Origin of the sequence: Cryobacterium zongtaii (genome assembly GCF_002909375.1) — a bacterium.
In the GTDB taxonomy this organism is placed as follows: Bacteria; Actinomycetota; Actinomycetes; order Actinomycetales; family Microbacteriaceae; genus Cryobacterium; species Cryobacterium zongtaii.
Genome location: NZ_PPXD01000009.1, coordinates 43,012 through 61,200, shown reverse-complemented (window position 1 = coordinate 61,200; position 18,189 = coordinate 43,012). Strand labels below are relative to the sequence as shown.

The following is an 18,189-nucleotide window of genomic DNA, read 5'->3' as shown; positions in this document are numbered from 1 at the left end:
GCCCGGGCCCGGGCGCGGCACGTGTTGCTATTCGCTGAGGCCGAAGCGGGAGTGGATGGGGGCGGTCCAGCGCGGGGCCCACCAGAGGACTCGCTCGAGGGAGGTCATCACGGCGGGCACGAGCACGATCCTCACCAGCGTCGCATCCAGCAGCACCGCCACGGCCAGGGCCGTGCCGATCTGTTTCATCTGCATCAGCTCCCCGGTGGCGAAGCCCGCGAAGACCAGCACGATGATCAGCGCGGCCGAGGTGATGATACGGCCAGAGCTCTGCAGGCCGGTCTCGATGGACAAGCGGGTGCTCTCGCCGCGGTCGTGGTGCTCCTTGATCCGGGCGAGCAGGAACATCTCGTAGTCCATGGCGAGACCGAACCCGAAGGTGAGCACCAGGGTGAGCACGAGGGCGTCGACGCCGGAGATGGTGACGGGGTCGAAGTTGAGCAGGCCGGACAGGTTGCCCTCCTGGAACCCCCAGACCAGGACGCCGGCGGCCGCGCCCAGCGAGATCGCGCTGATCACCAGGGCGGTGAGCGGGATGATCACCGATCCGGTCATCAGGAACAGCAGCACGAAGGTGGCGAGCGCGATGATCAGCACCGCCCAGGGCGCTCCCCCGGCCAGCGAGTCGAGGTAGTCGACGGCCTGCGCGTCGGCGCCGGCGACCCAGTTGTCGAAGGCCGGCCGGTCGGCGCGGATCTGGCGCACCACGTCGTCGCCCTGGTGGGTGTCGACCTCCACCCTGGACACCCAGTAGCCGTTCTGGTCGACCGGCGGCGCCACATCCGTCACCCCGGGCAGGGTGGCGACCTCGGTCGCCCAGGCGACCGCTGCGGCCTCGTCGGTGTTCGACACCAGCAGCACCCGCGGCGCGGTTGCCAGCGGGAACTCCTCGTTCAGGGTGGTGATGAAGTCGTACTGGGTGGACGAGGGCGGGATGGCGTCGTCGGCGCTGTTGGCGACCGTCATCGACAGCACGGGGCTGCTCAGCAGGAGGAGCACGGCGGTGCCGCCGAGCGCGACGAGCACCGGCGCCCGCTGCACGAGCCGGGCCAGCTTGGAGAAGACGCCTTCCGCCGGCGCGATGTCACCGAAGCGGGTGAGCCACCGGCCGACTCCGGGGATTCGGGTGAGCAGGCCGGGCTGCACCAGCCGTTCGCCGAGGTAGCCGAGCAGCGCCGGCACCAGGACCAGCGCGGTGAGGATGGCGATGAGCACCACGCAGATGGCGCCTATGGCGATGGCCCGGATGATCGACGGTTCGAACACGAGCAGCCCCGCGGTGGCGATCGCGAAGGTCAGCCCGGAGTACAAAACGGTGCGTCCGGCCGTGTTGACCGTGGCGCCAACGGCCTGGAGCATCAATTCGTGACGACTGTGCCGGTGGTGCGGCAGGGTGGCCAGCTCCCCGGTTTTCAGCGGCGGCAGGTCCCCGAACGGCTCGCCGTGCGGGCCCGGCGGGGCGCCGGGGCCGCCGCCGCCCACCCGGGCCCGGAACTCCTCCCGGAACCGGCTGACCATCAGCAGGCCGTAGTCGATGGACAGGCCGAGCCCGATCACGGTGATCACGTTCATCACCGTGATGCCGATGTCCGACACGTAGGTGAAGGCGTAGAGCATCCCGAGCGCCCCGATGATCGACGCGATCGCACCGACCAGCGGGATGCCGGCGGCGAGGAAACCGCCGAAGATGATCAGCATCACCAGCAGCGCGATCGGCAGCGCGATCAGTTCGCCCTTCTGCAGGTCTGACTCGGCGACGGCGACGAGGGACTCCACGATCAGGGGCGCTCCGCCGACCTCCACCTGGGCGTTGGGGTCCAGTTGGCCGATCTCGTCGGCGGCCACCTGGAGGCGGCGCTGAACGTAGGTGAGCAGCGGATCGCTGACGGTTCCGTCTGTGGTGTCCATGGCCACGGTCAGGAGCATCCCCGCGCCGTCGGCGGAGAGCAGTGGCGCGGCCGCCGGGTTGGGGCTTCCGTCGGGCAGCGGCGGGATGACGAGCGGATTGACCACCTGGGCGACCCCGTCGACCTGTTCGAGTCGCAGGGTGGCGGAGTCGAGGATCGCGGCGAGGTCGGGTGAGGCCAGGTCGGTGGGGTGCACAAGCAAGGAGAGTGATTCGGTCTGCTGGTCGGCCGGGCCCTCGATCAGGTCGGTGGCGGTTTGGGCCTCACCGTCCACCGACGGGCCTGCGCTGGACAGCCGTTGGAAGAGACTCTCCCCGGTGACCCCGAGCAGGGCCGTGGCCAGGCAGGCGGCGAGCGCCACCGCCCAGCACAGCAGGGCGATGAGACGGTGGCGGGCGACGCTCACGCCCAGTTTTCGCAACATGGCGGGTCATTCCTCAGCTAGTGGATGCGCACCCGCTCTGCCCGGATGCGCCGGGCCGCCGGCCCTACCGCGGCCAAGCTACTCCCGTCGGGGCGCCCGTGGCGGGTCAGGGCGGGCAACTCACCCGGTTTCGACAGGCGCAACCAGCGGGTGCAAGCTCAACCAGAGGTGCGGGTGCTGGCGCAACCGGCGGTTCGGGCGCAACCGGGCGGACGGGGCTACCCTGGCGCACATGACCGCACTGGCGAAGACCATCCCGCTCGAGCAGTACTTCGCGGGCCGCGATCCGCTCGCGCGGACGCTCTTCGATGCGGTCTCTGCGGCCGTCCTGTCGATCGGTGACGCCGAGGTCCGCGTGACGACGAGCCAGATCGCATTCCGCCGGCAACGCTCCTTCGCGTGGACCTGGCTACCGGGCCAGTACCTCTCCGGCAGCGTGGCCCCGCTCGTGCTCACGGTCGACCTGGACCGGTTCGACACCTCGTCGCGGTGGAAGGAGGTGGTCGAGCCCACGCTCAACCACTTCATGCACCATCTCGAGCTGCACTCCGCGGACGATCTCGAACCCGGCGTGCTCGCCTGCCTGCGCGAGGCCTGGGCTCAGGCCGGCTGAGCGCCATCGCGTCAACTCCTCTCGCCAAGCTCTCCCGTGGCTGTGTGGCTGACGACGACACCCGCCGCTAACCGAATTACCCGGTCGGCTCGGCGAATCACCGCAGGGTCGTGGGTGGCGCAGACGACGGCGACGCCCCGGTCGGCCTCGGCGCGGATGGCCAGGTCGATGAGCAGCAGCGCGTCACCGTCGAGCCCGGCGGCAGGTTCGTCGAGCAACAGCACATCCGCCCGTTGGGCAAGCCCCTGGGCCACCAGGGCGCGCTGGCGCTGGCCGCCGGAGAGCTCCCCGAGCGAGCGCCGCTCGAGCCCGGTCAGGCCGAGGGCGCCGATGCTGTCGGCGATGATGGCGCGATCCTCGCCGGACAGCGGCCGCCACAGGCCCCGGCGTGCCCACCTCCCCATGCTCACGGTCTCGAACACGGTGAGCGGCAGCGTGTCGGGGGCCGCGCTCCGCTGCACCACCATCGCGATCCGGCCGGCGCCCACCGCGTGGCGCTCGCCTGCCTGCCAGGGCTGGATTCCGGCCAGGACCCCGAGCAGGGTGGACTTGCCCGAGCCGTTCGCGCCGGCCAGAGCGGTCACCCGGCCGGGCTCGATAGCGGCCGACACGCCGTCGAGGGCAACGGTGTGCCCATGAGTCACCCGGATGTTCCGGACGGTGATCCGCGGCGGATTCACGGGGATCTGAGGGGAGGTCCGGGTGGGTTGCATGCACCCACCTTATCAATAATGAGAACCATTATCAGTTAGAGTCGCTGTCATGACCTGGCTCACCGACCCGCTCTCAGCGGATTTCATGTTGCGCGCCCTCCTCGGTGGTGTGCTCGTGGCCGCGATCTGCGCCGTCGTGGGCACCTGGGTGGTCGTGCGGGGCATGGCGTTCCTCGGTGAGGCGATGGCGCACGGCATGCTGCCCGGTGTGGCTCTCGCCTCGCTGCTGGGCCTGCCGGTGATCGTGGGCGCCGCCGTGAGTGCGCTGGTGATGAGCCTGGGTGTCGGCCTGATCACCCGCCGCGGGCGGCTCTCCTCCGACACCAGCATCGGCTTGCTCTTCGTGGGGATGCTCGCCCTCGGTGTGATCATCGTGTCGCATTCGCGCAGCTTCGCGGTGGACCTCACCGCGATCCTGTTCGGCGACGTGCTCGCCATCCAGGCCGGCGACCTGGCCGGGCTGGCCATCGCCCTCGCCGTCACCGTGGTCCTGGCCGCTCTGTTCCACCGTGCCTTCGTGGCGCTGGCCTTCGACCCGCGCCTCGCCCGCACCCTGGGCCTCCGACCGCGCCTGGCCCAGCTGGTGCTGGTCGGCCTGGTCACCCTGGCCGTGGTCGCCTCCTATGGCGCCGTCGGCTCCCTGCTCGTAGTGGGCCTGCTGCTCGCGCCCGCCGTCGCCGCAGGACACTGGCTGCGCCGCATCCCCGCGATCATGCTGCTCGCCGCCCTGCTCGGCGCGGCAGCCGTGGTCGTCGGGCTCCTCGTCTCCTGGCATGCCGGCACCGCAGCCGGCGCCACGATCGCCGCCGCATCCGTGGGCCTCGTCGCCGTCTCGGCAGCCGGGCGCCGGCTCGTCAGCCTCGTCCGTGCGCACTCCGCCTTCCCTACGGCCGCACGGCCGGCCATCGCCCCCTCCATGCCCGACCAGAAAGTCGCCAGTGCCTCCCAGTAGTTCCCTGACAACCGCTCCCCTGACCACCCGAACCGTCGCATCCGTGCTCGGCGCCGCCGCTTTGCTGGGCATCACCGCCTGCTCCAGCCCAGCCGCGAGCACAGCGCCCGCGCCAACTGCAAGCACCGCTCCGCACGGATACGTGGCCGGCGCCGCCGAAATGGCCGAACCGCAGCTGCACCTCGCCACGGTCAACTCCGCCGGCCGCCTCGACCTGCTCGATCTGCTCGACGGGACCTCCACCTCGGTCACCACCCTCGAGCAGGTGAGCGGCGTCTCCACCGACGGTCGCTTCGTGTTCGCCGCGGCCGCCGAGCAGGGCGCCGTCACGATCGTCGACAGCGGCGCCTGGACCGTGGACCACGAAGACCACCAGCACTACTACCGGGCCGATCCTGCCGTGGTCGGCACCGTCACCGGCAGCGGCGCCGGCGTCACCTCCGGCGGCGGCACCCTCACCACGGTGCGCTTCGCCGACTCCGGCACCGCCGTGATCCTTGACACCGGCGACCTCGGCGACGGCACGATCACCGAGCTCGCCCGAATCGATGTCGAGCCAGGCCCCGGCATGCTGGTGCCGGTGGGCGACCGGGTGATCGCCGGGCGTACGGATGCGCCGGGCAGCGCCACGAACGGCATCGACGCCGTGCAGGTGCTCACGTCGTCCGGCGCCCCGATCGCCGGGGCGACCGCGGACTGCGCCGAGCTCTCCGGAACGATCAGCACTGCCGTCGGGGTGGTGTTCGGCTGTTCCGACGGAGCCCTGCTAGCCACGGCGGACACCGCCAGCGCAGGCGAAGGGGCGGCAGAGTCCACGATCACCTTCGAACGCATCCCGTACCCCGCCGGCGTCGCCGCCACCGACCGGGCCCTCGAGTTCGCCAACCGCGCCGGCCGGCCCACCGTGGCCGCCGTCGCCGGCGACACCGGCGCCTGGCTGCTCGACACCCGGGAGCGCCGCTGGTCACCATTGATGACCGACACCCCGTTGCTGCAGGTGTCGGCGGTCGACGACTCCGCCGAACACGTCGTGGCCCTCGCCGACGACGGGCGGGTGCTCGTTCTTGAGGCGGCGACCGGCAGCACCCTTGCCGCGACCGAGCCGCTGCTGCCCGCCACCCTCGTCGCCGCCGGTGCCGAGGCGCTGGTCGCCGGCGTCGAACTCACCGTGGACGCCGGCCGGGCCTACCTGAACGCCCCCGCCGACGGGCTGGTCTACGAGATCGACTACGCCGACGGCGCGCGTATCGCCCGCACCTTCCCCATCGACGGCGAACCACGCTTCCTCGCCGAGACGGGCCGGTAGACCGATGCGCTCCATCCGCTCCCTCTCCCTGGCTCTCGCCGCCGCCGTCGGCCTCGGCGCCCTATCCGGCTGCGCCGCCCCGGCCGGCGACCGGCCGCTCATCGTGGTGACCACCAACATCCTCGGCGACGTCGTAGGGAACATCGTCGGCGACCAGGCCGAGGTTCTCACCCTGATGCGCCCCAACTCCGACCCGCACTCGTTCGAGATCTCCGCACAGGAGGCCGCGCGCATCCTGCGCGCCGACCTCGTGGTGTCCAACGGTCTCGGACTCGAGGAGGGCCTGCAACAGCAGCTCGACGCGGCGGATACGGCGGGGGTGGCGATGCTTGCCGCGGGCACCGTGATCGACCCGCTGCCCTACGCCAGCGGCACCGGCAGCGACACGGCCGACCCGCACTTCTGGACCGATCCGGCCCGCATGGTCGAGGTCGTCGAGGCCGTCACCGCGGCCGTGCGGACCGACGTGGCGGGCGTCGATGCCGCTCTGATCGAGGCGCAGGCCGCGGCATACACGACCGAGCTGCAGGCCCTCGACGCCGAGATGACCACGGCCTTCGCCACCATCGGGTCCGAGCGCCGCAACCTGGTCACCAACCACCACGTCTTCGGCTACCTGGCCGACAGGTTCGATTTCACCGTCGTGGGCGCCGTGATCCCGGGCGGCTCCACCCTCGCCGCACCGAGCGCCTCAGACCTGCAGAGCCTCGTCGACGCGATCGACACCGCCGGCGTCGCCACCATCTTCGCCGAGTCCTCCCAGCCCGACCGGCTCGTGCAAGTGCTCGCCGACGAGGCCGGCCTCGACGTGGCCGTGGTGGAACTGTTCACCGAATCGCTCAGCGAACCGGGGGCGGGCGCCGACAGCTACCTCACCATGATGCGCACCAACACCGAGCGCATCACCACCGGGCTCTCCCCCTAATCGGGCGCCCTCCAACACAGAAAAGAAAACATGAGACCACAGCACCGCAGCACGGCCTTCGCAGCCGTCATCGCCGCCTCGGCCGTCCTCCTGTCCGCCTGCGCCTCCACGGATGCCGCCCCGCGAGACTCCGGCTCGGCCACCGGCACCACCACGACCGCCGCGCAACCCCGGGTCGCCCTCACCTACGATGGCGGGCTCTACGTGCTCGACGGCGACACCCTGGACCTCGAAGCCGACCTGCCCCTGGCCGGGTTCAACAGACTGAACACCGCCGGGGACGGCCGGCACGTGCTGGTCACCACCGCCGACGGTTTCCGGGTGCTCGACACCGGCACCTGGACCGATTCCTCCGGCGATGCCCAGACCGCGGACCCCGCGCTCACCGACCTGGTCTTCGAGGCTCCGGCCGCCGGGCATGTGGTCAGGCACGGCGACAAGACCATCCTCTACGCCGACGGCACCGGCGACACCACGATCTTCGAGACCACAGCGTTGCTCGAAGCCCCCGACAAACTGCCAGCCACCGAGGTCATTCCCGCCGAAGCCGCGCACCACGGCGTGTCCATCGAGCTTGAAGACGGCACCCTGCTCAGCACGGTCGGCACCTCGGAGGCTCGCACCGGCATCCGCGTGCTGAACGCCGACCGGGAGGAGACCGCCCGCAACGCCGAGTGCCCCTCGGTACATGGCGAAGGCGCGGCCGCGAACGAGGTGGCCGTGTTCGGCTGCAGCGACGGCGTGCTGGTCTACGACGACGGCAAGATCAGCAAGATCGCGGCGCCGGACGCCTACGGCCGCACCGGCAATATGTACGTTTCCGAGACCTCCACCATTGCCGTGGGTGACTACAACTCCGACCCCGACTCCGAGGGCTACCTGCTGAGCGAGCTGGTGCTCGTGGACACCGTGGCCAAGACCTCCACGGTGATCGACCTGCCCACCGGCGTGGAATACACCTGGCGGGGCGTTTCCCGCGGCCCGAACGACGAGGCCCTGATCCTGGCCTCGGACGGCTCGCTCTACGTGCTTGACCCCGAGACCGGCGAGCTCGGCGATTCCTTCCCGGTGATCGGTGCCTGGGAGAGCCCTGTCGAGTGGCAGGATGCGCACCCGGCGCTCGTCGTGATCGGCAGCACCGCTTACGTGACCGAACCGGCCACGAACTCGCTGCACGCCGTCGACCTCACCACCGGAAAGGTCGTCACCTCTGTGGAGCTGCCGACCACGCCGAACGAGATCGCGGTCGTCACCGGCTAGCGATCTCGCGGCGGCGGGTCCGCTCAGCCGTTGTAGGCCTGAGCGCAGGACTCGTCGCCGGCGGGTGTTGCTACGAGCTGGCCTCGGGGACGAAACGACTGACGACCTCTGCGCGGCTTTCGTCTTCGCTGGCGAAGACTCCACCGTTCGCGACGATGTCCGGCGTGATCTCCTCGAAAACGATCCGGACGTCGTCGCGACGAGCGCCCAGGGTCAGAACGGCACTGTTGGTGACGTCTTGAACAAAAGCCCGGCGCTGGTTGATGTCGCGGCCCGCGAGTAGTTGAACGGTGATATTGGGCATGTGTGCTCCTTATTGTTGTCGCCCGCTGAATCGGCAGGCAAGTTGGGTTTTTTGGCTCAGGCGATGGTGTTGCTCAGGGTGCCGATGCCGGCGAGGGTGATGTCGACGGTGTCGCCCGGTTGCACGGGGAGGTCGGTGCCGGGGGCTCCGGTGAGCACCACGTCGCCGGGCTCGAGGGTGAGCCACTTCGTCACGTAGACGAGAGTGGCAGCGACCGAGGAGGGTAGGTTGAACGAGCCCGAGTTGGCCACGACGGCTCCGTTGATGACCACCTCGGTGGCGACGTTCTCCGGGTCGGCCAGTTCGGTTTCGATCCAGGGGCCGAGCGGGGTGTAGTTCTTGCCGCTCTTGCCCTGAAAGTTGCGCTGGTCGATCGGGCACTGATCCACGTTGGTGACGTCATTGGCCACCGTGTAGCCGAGTACGGCCTCGAAGGCATTCTCGAGAGTGAGGTTCGTGGCCGAGGTGCCGATCACGACGGCGAGCTCGCCCTCGATGTTCACGGTGCCCACGTCCCGCACCGCGTAGATGTCGTCGCCGGAGCCCGCGACGGAGTGCACCGACTTGTGCCAGGCCTGCATGGGCAGGGGGTGGCCCGGCTGGTTGTGGCCGATGCCGACCACCACGCGCGGGTCGACGGATGCGAGGAGCACGGCTTCGTCGGCCGGGATCGAGTCCCCGGTGTAGACCAGGGGCGCGGCGAATGGGCTGGCGATCACGTGCCAGCGGTCGCCCAGGGCGACTGCGTGACGGGGGCCGGCGGGGGTGTCAAGCCTGGCGATGCGCATGAGCTACTTTCCGAAAGAGGAGTGAAAAGACGAACAGGGCGCCGTGCGTGCACACGGCGCCCCTCCTATGGGTGCTGGGTTACTTCGTGGCGAGCGTGGCGCGGGTGCTCTCGCCGATGATGCCGTGTTCCCAACGACCCTCGTTCAGGTCCTTGGCGATGCGACGGTACTTGTCATCGCTCACGTTGTAGACGAAGTAGACGATGACGGCGGCGATGGTGAGAGCGACGGCCGGGTACAGCGTCATCACGGCCTTGATGCCGAGCAGTGTCCCCTCCGACTGGCTGGTCGCCTGGGCGACATAGCCCGAGACGGCCAGCATGCCGGCACCGACTAGGGCGGCGAGGGACTGCGAGACCTTGCGCGAGAAGCTGAAGGCGGCGTAGGTCATGCCTTCGCGGCGCACGCCCGTGTGCCACTCGCCGTAGTCGATGGTGTCGGAGACGAAGGCCCAGGTGATGCCGTTCGGGATCGACAGCGCGACGTACCCGATGGTGACGAGGATCATGAACGTCCACAGGTTGGTCGGGATGATGAAGTTCAAGCCGTTGGCGACAACCGCGACGGCGAAGCTCACCATGACGGTGCGCTTCTTGCCGAAGCGCACGACCAGCTTCGGGATGAACATGATGCCCACGATGGAGGCACCGATCATCACGAAGTTGAGCACGGCCATCAGGGCGATGTTGCCCAGGTTGAACTCGGCGAAGAAGATCATCATCATGTTGTTCACGTTCATCGAGGAGATGGTGAACAGGCTCATCAACACCAGGCCGAGAAGCGGGCGGTTGGTGAGCACGGCGCGGCCGTAGTCCTTGAGGCTCGTCTTCTCCTTATTGGCTTCCCGGTTCACGACGACGTGTTCCTTGGTGCCCTTGTAGCAGATCCAGAAGCAGATGATGCCGAGCACGGCCATGACGACGGCGGCCCACATATAGTTCCGGGAGGTCATGCCACCGAGCATCATCATGATCGGGATGAAGGCGATGCCGCAGATCCACTGGGCGCCGAGCGAACCGGCCTGGCGGGAGGTGGCCAGCTGGGCGCGTTCCTTGATGTTGCGGGTCATCACCGAGGCGAGCGAACCGTACGGGCCGTTGGCGAAGGAGAAGGTAGCGCCCCAGATGGCGTAGGAACCGGCGGCGAAGGCGATCTTCCAGCCCAGCGACACGTCGGGCATGGTGAAGGTGACGACGGTCATCACGGCAAGGATGCAGGCGGAGACCATCATGACCGGGCGGAACTTGCCGCGCTTGCCGACCTTGCGGCCGTCGATGAAGAGCGCCGCGACGGTGTCCATCACGGCGTCGAAGAGCTTGACCAGAACAAAGATCAGCGCCACAACTGCCGGGCCGATGCCGGCCGTGTCGATCCAGAACTTGGTCAGATAGACCTGGCCGAGGTCGAACATGAACCCGTTACCGAGGTCACCGACCCCGTAAGCCACCTTCTCCTTCCCGGTCAGGGTTCCTTCAGCCTCATCAGCTGCGACGACGGGCGCTGCGTCCGGGACGACGTCAATGTTGTCTTGGATACTCATGGGGCGCTATCACTCTTTCGGTTGCAATCAGTGGGTAGTGCGGGCGACGTTGCCGTGAGCGGCAGGCCGGAAGGGTTCCAGGCGCGGCCTCCGGCGTGGCCGGGGCAGCAGGGAGGACGTGGTCAGCCGAAGCTGGTGCGGGCGCCGAGCGCCGGCGAGGTGGGCGTGGATGCGTGCGCGTTCACTGGTTCCTCCTCGTTGAGCTTCAGTGCCAAGAAGCGGATTCCGCTGGGCGGAACGCATGGCCGTGGTACAGACTTAGAGTAGGTGTGCTACGCCTGATTCAAACGGGACTAAAGTCCTATTTTCGCAAAAAGAGTTCCGCTCCCCGGTTAAATACTGGTAGGTTGTTCCGCGAGACGGAACGTCAGGCTCTGCCGCGGCATCCGCCAGCAGATGACCCATACCTCCAGAGGAAATGAGAAAAACAATGCAGTTGCGTCATTCCACCAATCCCGCCCAAATCCGCAGTTTCGATACCGCGGCCCTGCGCGAGAACTACCTCGTCGACGACCTCTTCGCCGATGACGAGTTCCGCGCCACCTATACCCATGAAGATCGCATCGTGCTCGGCGGCGCCCGCCCGGTGACCGGCCCGATCACGCTCGGAAGATACGACGCGCTCCGCACTGACACGTTCTTCGAAAACCGCGAGGCGGGCATCGTCAACGTCGGCGGCGCCGGCACCATCTCGGTCGACGGCACCGCCTACGACCTCGAGCCGGGAGCGTGCCTCTATATCGGGCGCGGAGTGAGGGATGTGGTATTCGCCAGCGCCGACGGGGCCGCACCGGCCGCGTTCTACCTGTTCTCCGCCACCGCCCACACCGCGTACCCGACCACGCTGGTCGGCAAGGGCCAGGGCACCGTGCGCGAGCTGGGCGACGCCACCACCTCCAACGAGCGCACCATCAACCAGTACATCCACGCCAATGGCGTGCAGAGCTGCCAGGTTGTGATGGGCGTCACGGTGCTGAGCACCGGCAGCATGTGGAACACCATGCCGGCCCACACCCACGACCGTCGCACCGAGTGCTACCTGTACTTCGACCTCGCTCCGGAACACCGCGTGATCCACCTGATGGGCGAACCGACCGAAAGCCGTCACCTGGTCGTGGCCAACAACGAGGCGATCATCTCCCCGAGCTGGTCACTGCACAGCGGATTCGGCACCGGCAGTTACTCATTCGTTTGGGCGATGGCAGGCGAGAACAAGGCCTTCGACGACATGGACCACGTGCAGCCGGCCGAACTGAGATAGTCGCTCAGCCGCCGTTCACTTCTGCGCAGGACTCGTCGTCGGCCGTGCGCCCGGTGAGACCGTCCAACGCCACGGGAGGCGGCGTCGGTGTCGCGGGCGGCGCCGCGGCATCCGTTTGGCCGGGGGCCTCTGGGGTCTCGGCCGGCGGTCCGAGGACGAGCGGTTCGTCGGTGGGCGGGGCTGCACCGAGGGTGAACGGCTCGTCGGCGGCGATCTTGGCGAACATCGTGTCGGCGAGGCCCTGCAGCGGAACCACCTTGCCGGGGAAGGCCGGATCCTCCGTGGTGCCCGGATACTGCACGAAGACCAGCCTGTCCAGGTCGATGTCCGCCAACGCCAGCGCCATCGACACCATGGTGTCGGTGTGGGCGAGGCTCGTGGAGAGACTGATATTGCCGGCCGCCGCATTGGCCAGGGTGTACAGCCTGGGCAGGTCGGTCAAGGTGCCGTCGCCCCGCACCGTGCGCATGAGCGAGGCCAGGTACAGCTGCTGCGACGAGATACGGGCCAGGTCGCTGCCGTCGCCGACGCCGTGACGGCTGCGCAGGAAGGCCAGGGCGGTATCGCCGGACACGACACTGGTGCCGGCGGGCAGGGAGAGGCCGGCCTTCGGGTCGTCGACGGGTTCGGACAGGCAGATCGGCACGCCGCCGACGGCATCACTGAGTCGAACCACACCGGCGAATGAGGTCAGTCCCGCGTAGGGGATCTCCAGCCCGGTGAGTTCTTCCACGGTGCTGACCACGCAGGGCAGACCGCCGCGGCCCATCGCCTCGTTCACCGGGGCGGCAGCCAGTTCGCCGACCACCGCGCCGGTGGCGGTATCGATACATTCGGGATGCGCCACCACGAGATCTCTGGGGATGCTCACGACCACGGCGTTGCTGTGGTCGGCTGACACGTGCACCAGGATGTTCACGTCGTTGAGGGTGGTCTCCCGCACGCCGTACGTCGCGCCCTGGGCCGAGTCGTTGTCGACGCCGACGATGAGCAGGTTGAAACCGTTCTCGTAGCTGCCGATCCCCGGGGGCGGATCGGCGTCGGCGTCGGGACCGTCGATGTCGATCGAGTTGGCGACCACCGCAGTGCGGAACTGCCAGAGCGCGAACGCCGTGACGGCCCCGCCGCTGACGAGGAGCACGGCCAGGCCCAGGGCCACCGCGCTCAGCACCCCCGTCACGGCGTGGGGCCTCTTCAGTCGTCCATGCCGGGCAATGCCCGTCGTGTGCTGCAGTTCGGTCACCGGTCGGCCCATCCGTTGCACGGCTCGAGAGGGAATCTAGCTTGCTGCTAGGCCTCTCGCACGGAGCATAGTCTGGCGGGGGAACCGCGGCCAGAGGGTCGACGATGGAGCGAACCGCGGGTGGGTCAGACCGAAACGTCTCCGCGCCAGCCGCCGGCCTGGTTGGCCGGGTTCTCCACGAAGGTCTTGAACTGCTTGAGGTCCTTGCGGATCACGTGGTCGTCGACGCCGAACACGGCACCAACCTTCTCGAGGAAGCCTTCGGCCTCCCAGTCCAGCTGCACGGTGACCCTGGACGTCGTGTCGCTAAGTCGGTGGAAGGTGACCACGCCGGCGTGCTTCTCGTCACCGGAGATACTCTTCCAGGCGACGCGCTCGTCGGGGTGCTGCTCGGTGATCTCAGCATCGAACTCACGTTCGGCTCCGCCGATCTTCACCTTCCAGTGCGTGTGGGTGTCGTCCTGTTGCGTGATGCTCTCGACGAAGTCGAGGAAGTGCGGGAAAGACTCGAACTGGGTCCACTGGTTGTACGCGGTCCGCACGGGAACGTCTACGTCGATTGTCTCGATTACCTGGGTCACGGGATTCATCCTCTATTCCTTGAGCGGGCGCCCCGTCTTACCGATCATGACTCGGTCTCGCCGATCAGGTCTGGCGGACGGGTCACAGCCGGGTGGGCGGACTGGGTAGTGCGATGTGTTCGTCTTACCTATGACGCATTCACGCGCCCATTCGTCACGGCGGCGGCCGAATTCTTAGCCGAATCCGGCCGCCGGAGGCGACTTACGCCTTGCCGACCGGGCGGGTCGAGTCCTTCGCGGTGGGCTTCCGGGGCTTCCGGTCCTCCGCGCTGACCATCCAGATGTACTGCTCGAGCTTCAGAATGAAGCCGTTCAAGATATCGGCGCTGGCCGGGTCTTCTTCATCGACAGCCTCGTGAATTTCACGGATGTTGTCGACGGTAGCGGTGAGCAGCGCCGTGACCAGGCCCACGGTTTCGGTGGTGTCGACCTCGCCAGCGGGGAACTTGGGCAGGTGCGTGGTCTTGGTGACGGTTTCCGTGCGGCCGTCGGGCAGGGCGTCGAGGGCGCGCATCCGCTCGGCCAGCTCATCGGTGAAGATTCGGGCGTCGTCGATAATCTCGTCGAGCTGCAGGTGCAGGTCGCGGAAGTTCTTTCCCACGACGCTCCAGTGCGCCTGCTTGCCCTGGACGTGCAGTTCGATCAGGTCGACCAGGACCGACTGCAGGTTGCTGCCGAGTTCTGCGGATGCCTTCATGGAATTCCCTTCGTCACCGGCGGGAATGGATTTCGGCCGAATGGTCGGCCGATGCCCCGCCTGTTCTGAGAGCACACACTAGCAGCGGTCGCCGACAAAACCGCGACTCAGGACGCTCTCGGTTCCGGCCGGGGTTTTCGGGGCTTTTGCGATGAGAGCTTCGGCGATTCCTGCGAGTCAGCGCCGCGGGTGTGGCTTGCGCTGGTGTTTCGGCGTCGGCCAAGATGGAGGCGCCACCAGTGCCAATTTTCTTGGGGTTCGCGCACCGGGTGGCATTTTCTGACTGTGTGCGCACACCGCCCTGCGCTCTGGACCCCAGCATCGGTTGAAAGGCACCACTATGTCCCGCACCACCGCACGCCTGCGCACCGGTTTAATCATCGCCGCTTTCTCGGTCGGCGCGCTGACCCTCTCCGGGTGCACCGCGATCAGCGACCTGTTTCCCCAGCAAGCGGCACGGGATGCCGAGACTCAGGAGATCAGCGAGGCCGGTGAGGCCGATGTCTTCTCGCTGGCGGTCGGCGACTGCTTCAACGACCAGGACGCCGACGCGGTCGAGAGCGTAACGGCCATTCCGTGTGCGGATGCCCATGACTTCGAGGCCTACTTCGCCTTCGACGTGAGCGAGGATGGCGCCTTCCCCGGTGACGAGGCCCTCGCCCAGATCGCGGAGGAACGCTGTGTCGCCGAGTTCGCCACCTTTATCGGCAAGTCCTACGAAGAATCCACCCTGGACTTCAACTACCTCTCCCCCAGCGAGGGCAGCTGGGACAGCGGAGACCGAGAAATTCTCTGCCTCGCCATGGCGGAGAACAAGACCACCGGCTCACTCGCCGGCACCGGCATTTAGCCCCACCCGACCGGGGAACACCGCCGGAGCAGTGCCGCCCACGGCCGGCACATAGAAAACTCTAAGGCGGCGTGCAGCGCACATTCAGCGCACAGGGCGTACGGTTACACCTGGAGTTCCCCCACTCCAACGATTGGCCCCGGTGCCAGCTCCCTTTCCCCCAAAGCGTGAGCGGTGCCGGGGCTTTTTTACGCCCGGGCGCCTCCGCCCGCCAGGCAGGGGCTCAGAGCGCGGGGAGAACCGCGGTTTCCGACTCGCTGTAGCGGATGGTGATCTCCCCGGTCGGGTCCAGCCCGGCCGGTGTCGTGAGCACGTGGGTGCGCAGCTTCATGTCGGCCGTGCAGGCCGGGCCGCCGCTCTGCCCGATCTCGATGCTCAGGGTGCGACTGTCATCGACGACCATCGACACCGGGTAGCTGGGGCAGCTCGAGCTGCCACCCAGGACGATCGCGAACCGGTCGCCGCCATCGAGCCAACCCGCGGTGGGGAACGGTGCCAGCAGGTTGGCCTCCTCATCTGCCGGCGCGGGCGTCGTGATCGCCTCGTCGGGCAGCATCCCGTCGTACGCGGACCCGGCGATCGACGCCGAGCAGCCGGCCACGCCCATGACGCAGACCAGCCCGATGCAGACCGACCCTGCACGGACCAACCCAGTGCGGACCAACCCCGCGCCGCCCCTCCGCACCGTTCTGGGCATCCTCATGCCCCCACCCTAGATCCGGGAGGTGAACCAAACGGCCTGTTCGGCCCGGCCGGGGCAATCCATCAGGAGTTATGCCCGATGCCGGGCCGGCGTCGGGTGAACGGTCAGGACGTGGCCGGGCCGCGCACACCGGCCGGTGTCGGCCGGATGCAGGCCGGGCGTTAGGGGTTCGTTAGGAAACGGTGGGGCGGCACGGCACGGGTGTTTACTCGGTTCGTGCTCGTGCGGAGCGCGGATGCCGACCGGTACACCGGCGGCCTACGGATGGAGAGAATCGCATGCTCGACCTTGTCTACGTGCTCGGCGTGATCGCCGTGTTCGCACTGATCGGCCTTGTGGCCTGGGGGGTGGCGAAACTGTGATCGTGTTCGACATCGTGGCCGCCGTACTCGCCGTGGGCGCCATCGTCTACCTGGTCTTCGCCCTCGTGAAACCGGAGCGGTTCTAATGGCGCTCTGGCTGGGCATCCTGCAGGCCCTCACCCTCGTGGCCGTTCTCGTGGTGCTGCACCGCCCGCTCGGCGACTACATGGCCACCATCTACACCTCGCACAAGGATCTCGCCGTCGAGCGCGGTTTCTACAGGCTGATCGGGGTGGATGCGCGCGGCCAGCAGACCTGGTCGGCGTACCTGCGCGGTGTGCTCGCGTTCTCGCTGGTGGGAGTGCTGTTCGTCTACGCGCTCCAGCGCGCCCAGGCCGTGCTGCCCTATTCGCTGGGCTTCGACGCGGTGCCGGAAGGCCTCTCGTTCAACACCGCGGTGTCGTTCGTGACCAACACCAACTGGCAGTCCTACTCCCCCGACGTCACCCTGGGCTACACGGTGCAGCTGGCCGGGCTGGCGGTGCAGAACTTCGTCTCGTCCGCCGTGGGCCTGGCCGTGGCGATCGCCCTGGTGCGGGGCCTGATGCTGCGCCGCTCGGGCACCATCGGCAACTTCTGGGTGGACCTCACCCGCGGGGTGCTGCGGCTGCTGCTGCCGCTGGCGGTGATCGGCGCGATCGTGCTGCTTTTCGGCGGCGTCATCCAGAACCTCACCGGATTCACCGATGTCACGACACTGACCGGGGCCACCCAGTCGATCCCCGGCGGCCCGGTGGCCTCCCAGGAGGCGATCAAGGAGCTCGGCACCAACGGCGGCGGCTTCTTCAACGCCAACTCAGCGCATCCGTTCGAGAACCCGAACGGCTTCACCAACCTGTTCGAGATCGTGCTGATGCTCGCCATCCCGTTCAGCCTGCCGCGCACCTTCGGCACCATGGTGGGCGACAAGAAGCAGGGCTACACCATCCTGGCCACCATGGCCACGATCTTCGTGGTCTCGCTCACCGCCCTCACCCTGTTCGAACTGAACGGCGCCGGCACCGCCCCCGGGCTGGCCGGGGGTGCGATGGAGGGCAAGGAGACCCGATTCGGCATTCTCGGTTCCACCCTGTTCGCCACCTCGACGACCCTCACCTCCACGGGTGCGGTCAACTCGATGCACGACTCATACACGGCGCTCGGCGGCATGATGCCGATGCTCAACATGATGCTCGGCGAGGTCGCCCCCGGCGGCACCGGCTCCGGCCTCTACGGCATGCTCGTCCTCGCCGTGATCGCGGTGTTCGTGGCCGGCCTGCTCGTGGGCCGCACCCCGGAGTACCTGGGCAAGAAGATCGGCCCGCGGGAGATCAAACTGGCCAGCCTGTACATCCTGATCACGCCGACCCTGGTGCTCGCCGGCACCGCGCTGTCCTTTGCGATCCCCGCCGTGCGAGCGGATGTGGAGGCCACGTCGATCTGGAATCCCGGCCTGCACGGGCTCTCCGAGGTGCTCTACGCCTTCACCTCTGCGGCCAACAACAACGGCTCCGCGTTCGCCGGCCTCACCGCGAACACGCCCTGGTTCAACACCGCGCTGGGCGTGGCCATGCTGCTCGGCCGCTTCCTGCCGATGGTGTTCGTGCTGGCCCTGGCCGGCTCGTTCGCCGCGCAGGACCGGGTGCCGGCCACCGCGGGCACCCTGCCCACCAACCGGCCCCTGTTCGTGGGCCTGCTCCTCGGCGTGACGATCATCATCACCGCTCTCACCTATTTCCCCGTACTCGCGCTGGGTCCCCTGGCGGAAGGGCTGCAGTAAG

General features: G+C 68.1%; 18 protein-coding genes. 9 read left to right on the top strand and 9 right to left on the bottom strand.

Annotated features, from left to right (window positions below; translation table 11 throughout):
- Positions 1–27 precede the first annotated feature (27 nt).
- Positions 28–2,331, bottom strand: coding sequence for an MMPL family transporter (locus tag C3B61_RS08385; protein WP_103460206.1), 2,304 nt, complete (start codon positions 2,329–2,331; stop codon positions 28–30).
- A gap of 232 nt (positions 2,332–2,563) precedes the next feature.
- Between C3B61_RS08385 and C3B61_RS08380 the strand changes: the two genes are divergently transcribed.
- Positions 2,564–2,944, top strand: coding sequence for a DUF5655 domain-containing protein (locus C3B61_RS08380; protein ID WP_088457692.1), 381 nt, complete (start codon positions 2,564–2,566; stop codon positions 2,942–2,944).
- An 11-nt stretch (positions 2,945–2,955) separates the two neighbouring features.
- On the opposite strand, the gene aztA is transcribed toward C3B61_RS08380, so the two are convergent.
- Positions 2,956–3,657, bottom strand: coding sequence for a zinc ABC transporter ATP-binding protein AztA (gene aztA, locus C3B61_RS08375; RefSeq protein ID WP_103460205.1), 702 nt, complete (start codon positions 3,655–3,657; stop codon positions 2,956–2,958).
- A gap of 49 nt (positions 3,658–3,706) precedes the next feature.
- On the opposite strand from aztA, the gene aztB reads away from it, so the two are divergent.
- Genes aztB through aztD form a run of 4 tightly spaced genes read left to right on the top strand, consistent with a single transcriptional unit; the run spans position 3,707 to position 8,100 of the window.
- On the top strand, positions 3,707–4,609 hold the full coding sequence (gene aztB, locus C3B61_RS08370) for a zinc ABC transporter permease AztB (protein ID WP_103460204.1): 903 nt from the start codon (positions 3,707–3,709) through the stop codon (positions 4,607–4,609).
- Positions 4,596–5,915, top strand: coding sequence for an ABC transporter (locus tag C3B61_RS08365; protein WP_244285883.1), 1,320 nt, complete (start codon positions 4,596–4,598; stop codon positions 5,913–5,915). The genes aztB and C3B61_RS08365 overlap by 14 nt, the downstream gene beginning before the upstream one ends.
- A 4-nt stretch (positions 5,916–5,919) precedes the next feature.
- Positions 5,920–6,840 (top strand): zinc ABC transporter substrate-binding protein AztC, encoded by a 921-nt coding sequence (gene aztC, locus C3B61_RS08360; RefSeq protein WP_103460203.1) that lies wholly within the window; start codon positions 5,920–5,922, stop codon positions 6,838–6,840.
- 30 nt (positions 6,841–6,870) lie between these two features.
- Complete coding sequence (aztD, locus tag C3B61_RS08355) at positions 6,871–8,100, top strand: zinc metallochaperone AztD (RefSeq protein WP_103460202.1); 1,230 nt, start codon at positions 6,871–6,873, stop codon at positions 8,098–8,100.
- A 70-nt stretch (positions 8,101–8,170) separates the two neighbouring features.
- On the opposite strand, the gene C3B61_RS08350 is transcribed toward aztD, so the two are convergent.
- From C3B61_RS08350 to C3B61_RS08340, 3 genes are all read right to left on the bottom strand, one after another.
- The gene (locus C3B61_RS08350; RefSeq protein ID WP_103460201.1) at positions 8,171–8,404 is read right to left on the bottom strand and encodes a tautomerase family protein; all 234 of its coding nucleotides are present in this window, start codon (positions 8,402–8,404) and stop codon (positions 8,171–8,173) included.
- A gap of 56 nt (positions 8,405–8,460) precedes the next feature.
- Positions 8,461–9,192, bottom strand: a complete 732-nt coding sequence (locus C3B61_RS08345) for a fumarylacetoacetate hydrolase family protein (RefSeq protein WP_103460200.1) — start codon at positions 9,190–9,192, stop codon at positions 8,461–8,463.
- A gap of 79 nt (positions 9,193–9,271) precedes the next feature.
- On the bottom strand, positions 9,272–10,732 hold the full coding sequence (locus tag C3B61_RS08340) for a glycoside-pentoside-hexuronide (GPH):cation symporter (protein WP_103460199.1): 1,461 nt from the start codon (positions 10,730–10,732) through the stop codon (positions 9,272–9,274).
- Between the two features lie 430 nt (positions 10,733–11,162).
- On the opposite strand from C3B61_RS08340, the gene kduI reads away from it, so the two are divergent.
- Complete coding sequence (gene kduI / locus C3B61_RS08335) at positions 11,163–11,993, top strand: 5-dehydro-4-deoxy-D-glucuronate isomerase (RefSeq protein ID WP_103460198.1); 831 nt, start codon at positions 11,163–11,165, stop codon at positions 11,991–11,993.
- A 4-nt stretch (positions 11,994–11,997) separates the two neighbouring features.
- Here the strand turns inward: kduI and C3B61_RS08330 are convergent, their stop codons facing one another.
- From C3B61_RS08330 to C3B61_RS08320, 3 genes are all read right to left on the bottom strand, one after another.
- Positions 11,998–13,236, bottom strand: coding sequence for an LCP family protein (locus C3B61_RS08330; protein ID WP_244285882.1), 1,239 nt, complete (start codon positions 13,234–13,236; stop codon positions 11,998–12,000).
- Positions 13,237–13,361: 125 nt separating this feature from the next.
- Positions 13,362–13,817, bottom strand: coding sequence for an SRPBCC family protein (locus C3B61_RS08325; protein ID WP_103430952.1), 456 nt, complete (start codon positions 13,815–13,817; stop codon positions 13,362–13,364).
- 202 nt (positions 13,818–14,019) lie between these two features.
- Entirely contained in the window at positions 14,020–14,514 is a 495-nt protein-coding gene (locus C3B61_RS08320) for a Dps family protein (protein WP_088457703.1), read from the bottom strand.
- A 340-nt stretch (positions 14,515–14,854) separates the two neighbouring features.
- On the opposite strand from C3B61_RS08320, the gene C3B61_RS08315 reads away from it, so the two are divergent.
- On the top strand, positions 14,855–15,364 hold the full coding sequence (locus C3B61_RS08315) for a septum formation family protein (protein ID WP_103460196.1): 510 nt from the start codon (positions 14,855–14,857) through the stop codon (positions 15,362–15,364).
- A 223-nt stretch (positions 15,365–15,587) separates the two neighbouring features.
- Here C3B61_RS08315 and C3B61_RS08310 read toward each other — a convergent pair whose 3' ends face one another.
- A complete protein-coding gene (locus C3B61_RS08310; protein ID WP_133160248.1) occupies positions 15,588–16,067 on the bottom strand; it encodes a hypothetical protein in 480 nt (159 codons plus the stop codon).
- Positions 16,068–16,425: 358 nt separating this feature from the next.
- Between C3B61_RS08310 and kdpF the strand changes: the two genes are divergently transcribed.
- Together kdpF and kdpA are read left to right on the top strand one after the other, a co-directional pair.
- Positions 16,426–16,515 (top strand): K(+)-transporting ATPase subunit F, encoded by a 90-nt coding sequence (gene kdpF, locus C3B61_RS08300; protein WP_103460193.1) that lies wholly within the window; start codon positions 16,426–16,428, stop codon positions 16,513–16,515.
- Complete coding sequence (gene kdpA / locus C3B61_RS08295) at positions 16,515–18,188, top strand: potassium-transporting ATPase subunit KdpA (protein WP_103460192.1); 1,674 nt, start codon at positions 16,515–16,517, stop codon at positions 18,186–18,188. Before kdpF ends, kdpA begins: the two co-directional genes overlap by 1 nt.
- The last annotated feature ends 1 nt before the right edge of the window (position 18,189 follow it).

Excerpts from the sequence above, each read along its gene's own strand:
- kdpA (WP_103460192.1), top strand. The coding sequence starts at position 16,515 with ATGGCGCTCTGGCTGGGCATCCTGCAGGCCCTCACCCTCGTGGCCGTT.
- aztD (WP_103460202.1), top strand. The coding sequence starts at position 6,871 with ATGAGACCACAGCACCGCAGCACGGCCTTCGCAGCCGTCATCGCCGCC.
- C3B61_RS08340 (WP_103460199.1), bottom strand. The coding sequence starts at position 10,732 with ATGAGTATCCAAGACAACATTGACGTCGTCCCGGACGCAGCGCCCGTC.
- aztA (WP_103460205.1), bottom strand. The coding sequence starts at position 3,657 with ATGCAACCCACCCGGACCTCCCCTCAGATCCCCGTGAATCCGCCGCGG.
- C3B61_RS08380 (WP_088457692.1), top strand. The coding sequence starts at position 2,564 with ATGACCGCACTGGCGAAGACCATCCCGCTCGAGCAGTACTTCGCGGGC.
- kduI (WP_103460198.1), top strand. The coding sequence starts at position 11,163 with ATGCAGTTGCGTCATTCCACCAATCCCGCCCAAATCCGCAGTTTCGAT.
- C3B61_RS08385 (WP_103460206.1), bottom strand. The coding sequence starts at position 2,331 with ATGTTGCGAAAACTGGGCGTGAGCGTCGCCCGCCACCGTCTCATCGCC.
- C3B61_RS08315 (WP_103460196.1), top strand. The coding sequence starts at position 14,855 with ATGTCCCGCACCACCGCACGCCTGCGCACCGGTTTAATCATCGCCGCT.
- C3B61_RS08345 (WP_103460200.1), bottom strand. The coding sequence starts at position 9,192 with ATGCGCATCGCCAGGCTTGACACCCCCGCCGGCCCCCGTCACGCAGTC.
- aztC (WP_103460203.1), top strand. The coding sequence starts at position 5,920 with ATGCGCTCCATCCGCTCCCTCTCCCTGGCTCTCGCCGCCGCCGTCGGC.
- C3B61_RS08350 (WP_103460201.1), bottom strand. The coding sequence starts at position 8,404 with ATGCCCAATATCACCGTTCAACTACTCGCGGGCCGCGACATCAACCAG.
- aztB (WP_103460204.1), top strand. The coding sequence starts at position 3,707 with ATGACCTGGCTCACCGACCCGCTCTCAGCGGATTTCATGTTGCGCGCC.
- C3B61_RS08320 (WP_088457703.1), bottom strand. The coding sequence starts at position 14,514 with ATGAAGGCATCCGCAGAACTCGGCAGCAACCTGCAGTCGGTCCTGGTC.
- C3B61_RS08310 (WP_133160248.1), bottom strand. The coding sequence starts at position 16,067 with ATGAGGATGCCCAGAACGGTGCGGAGGGGCGGCGCGGGGTTGGTCCGC.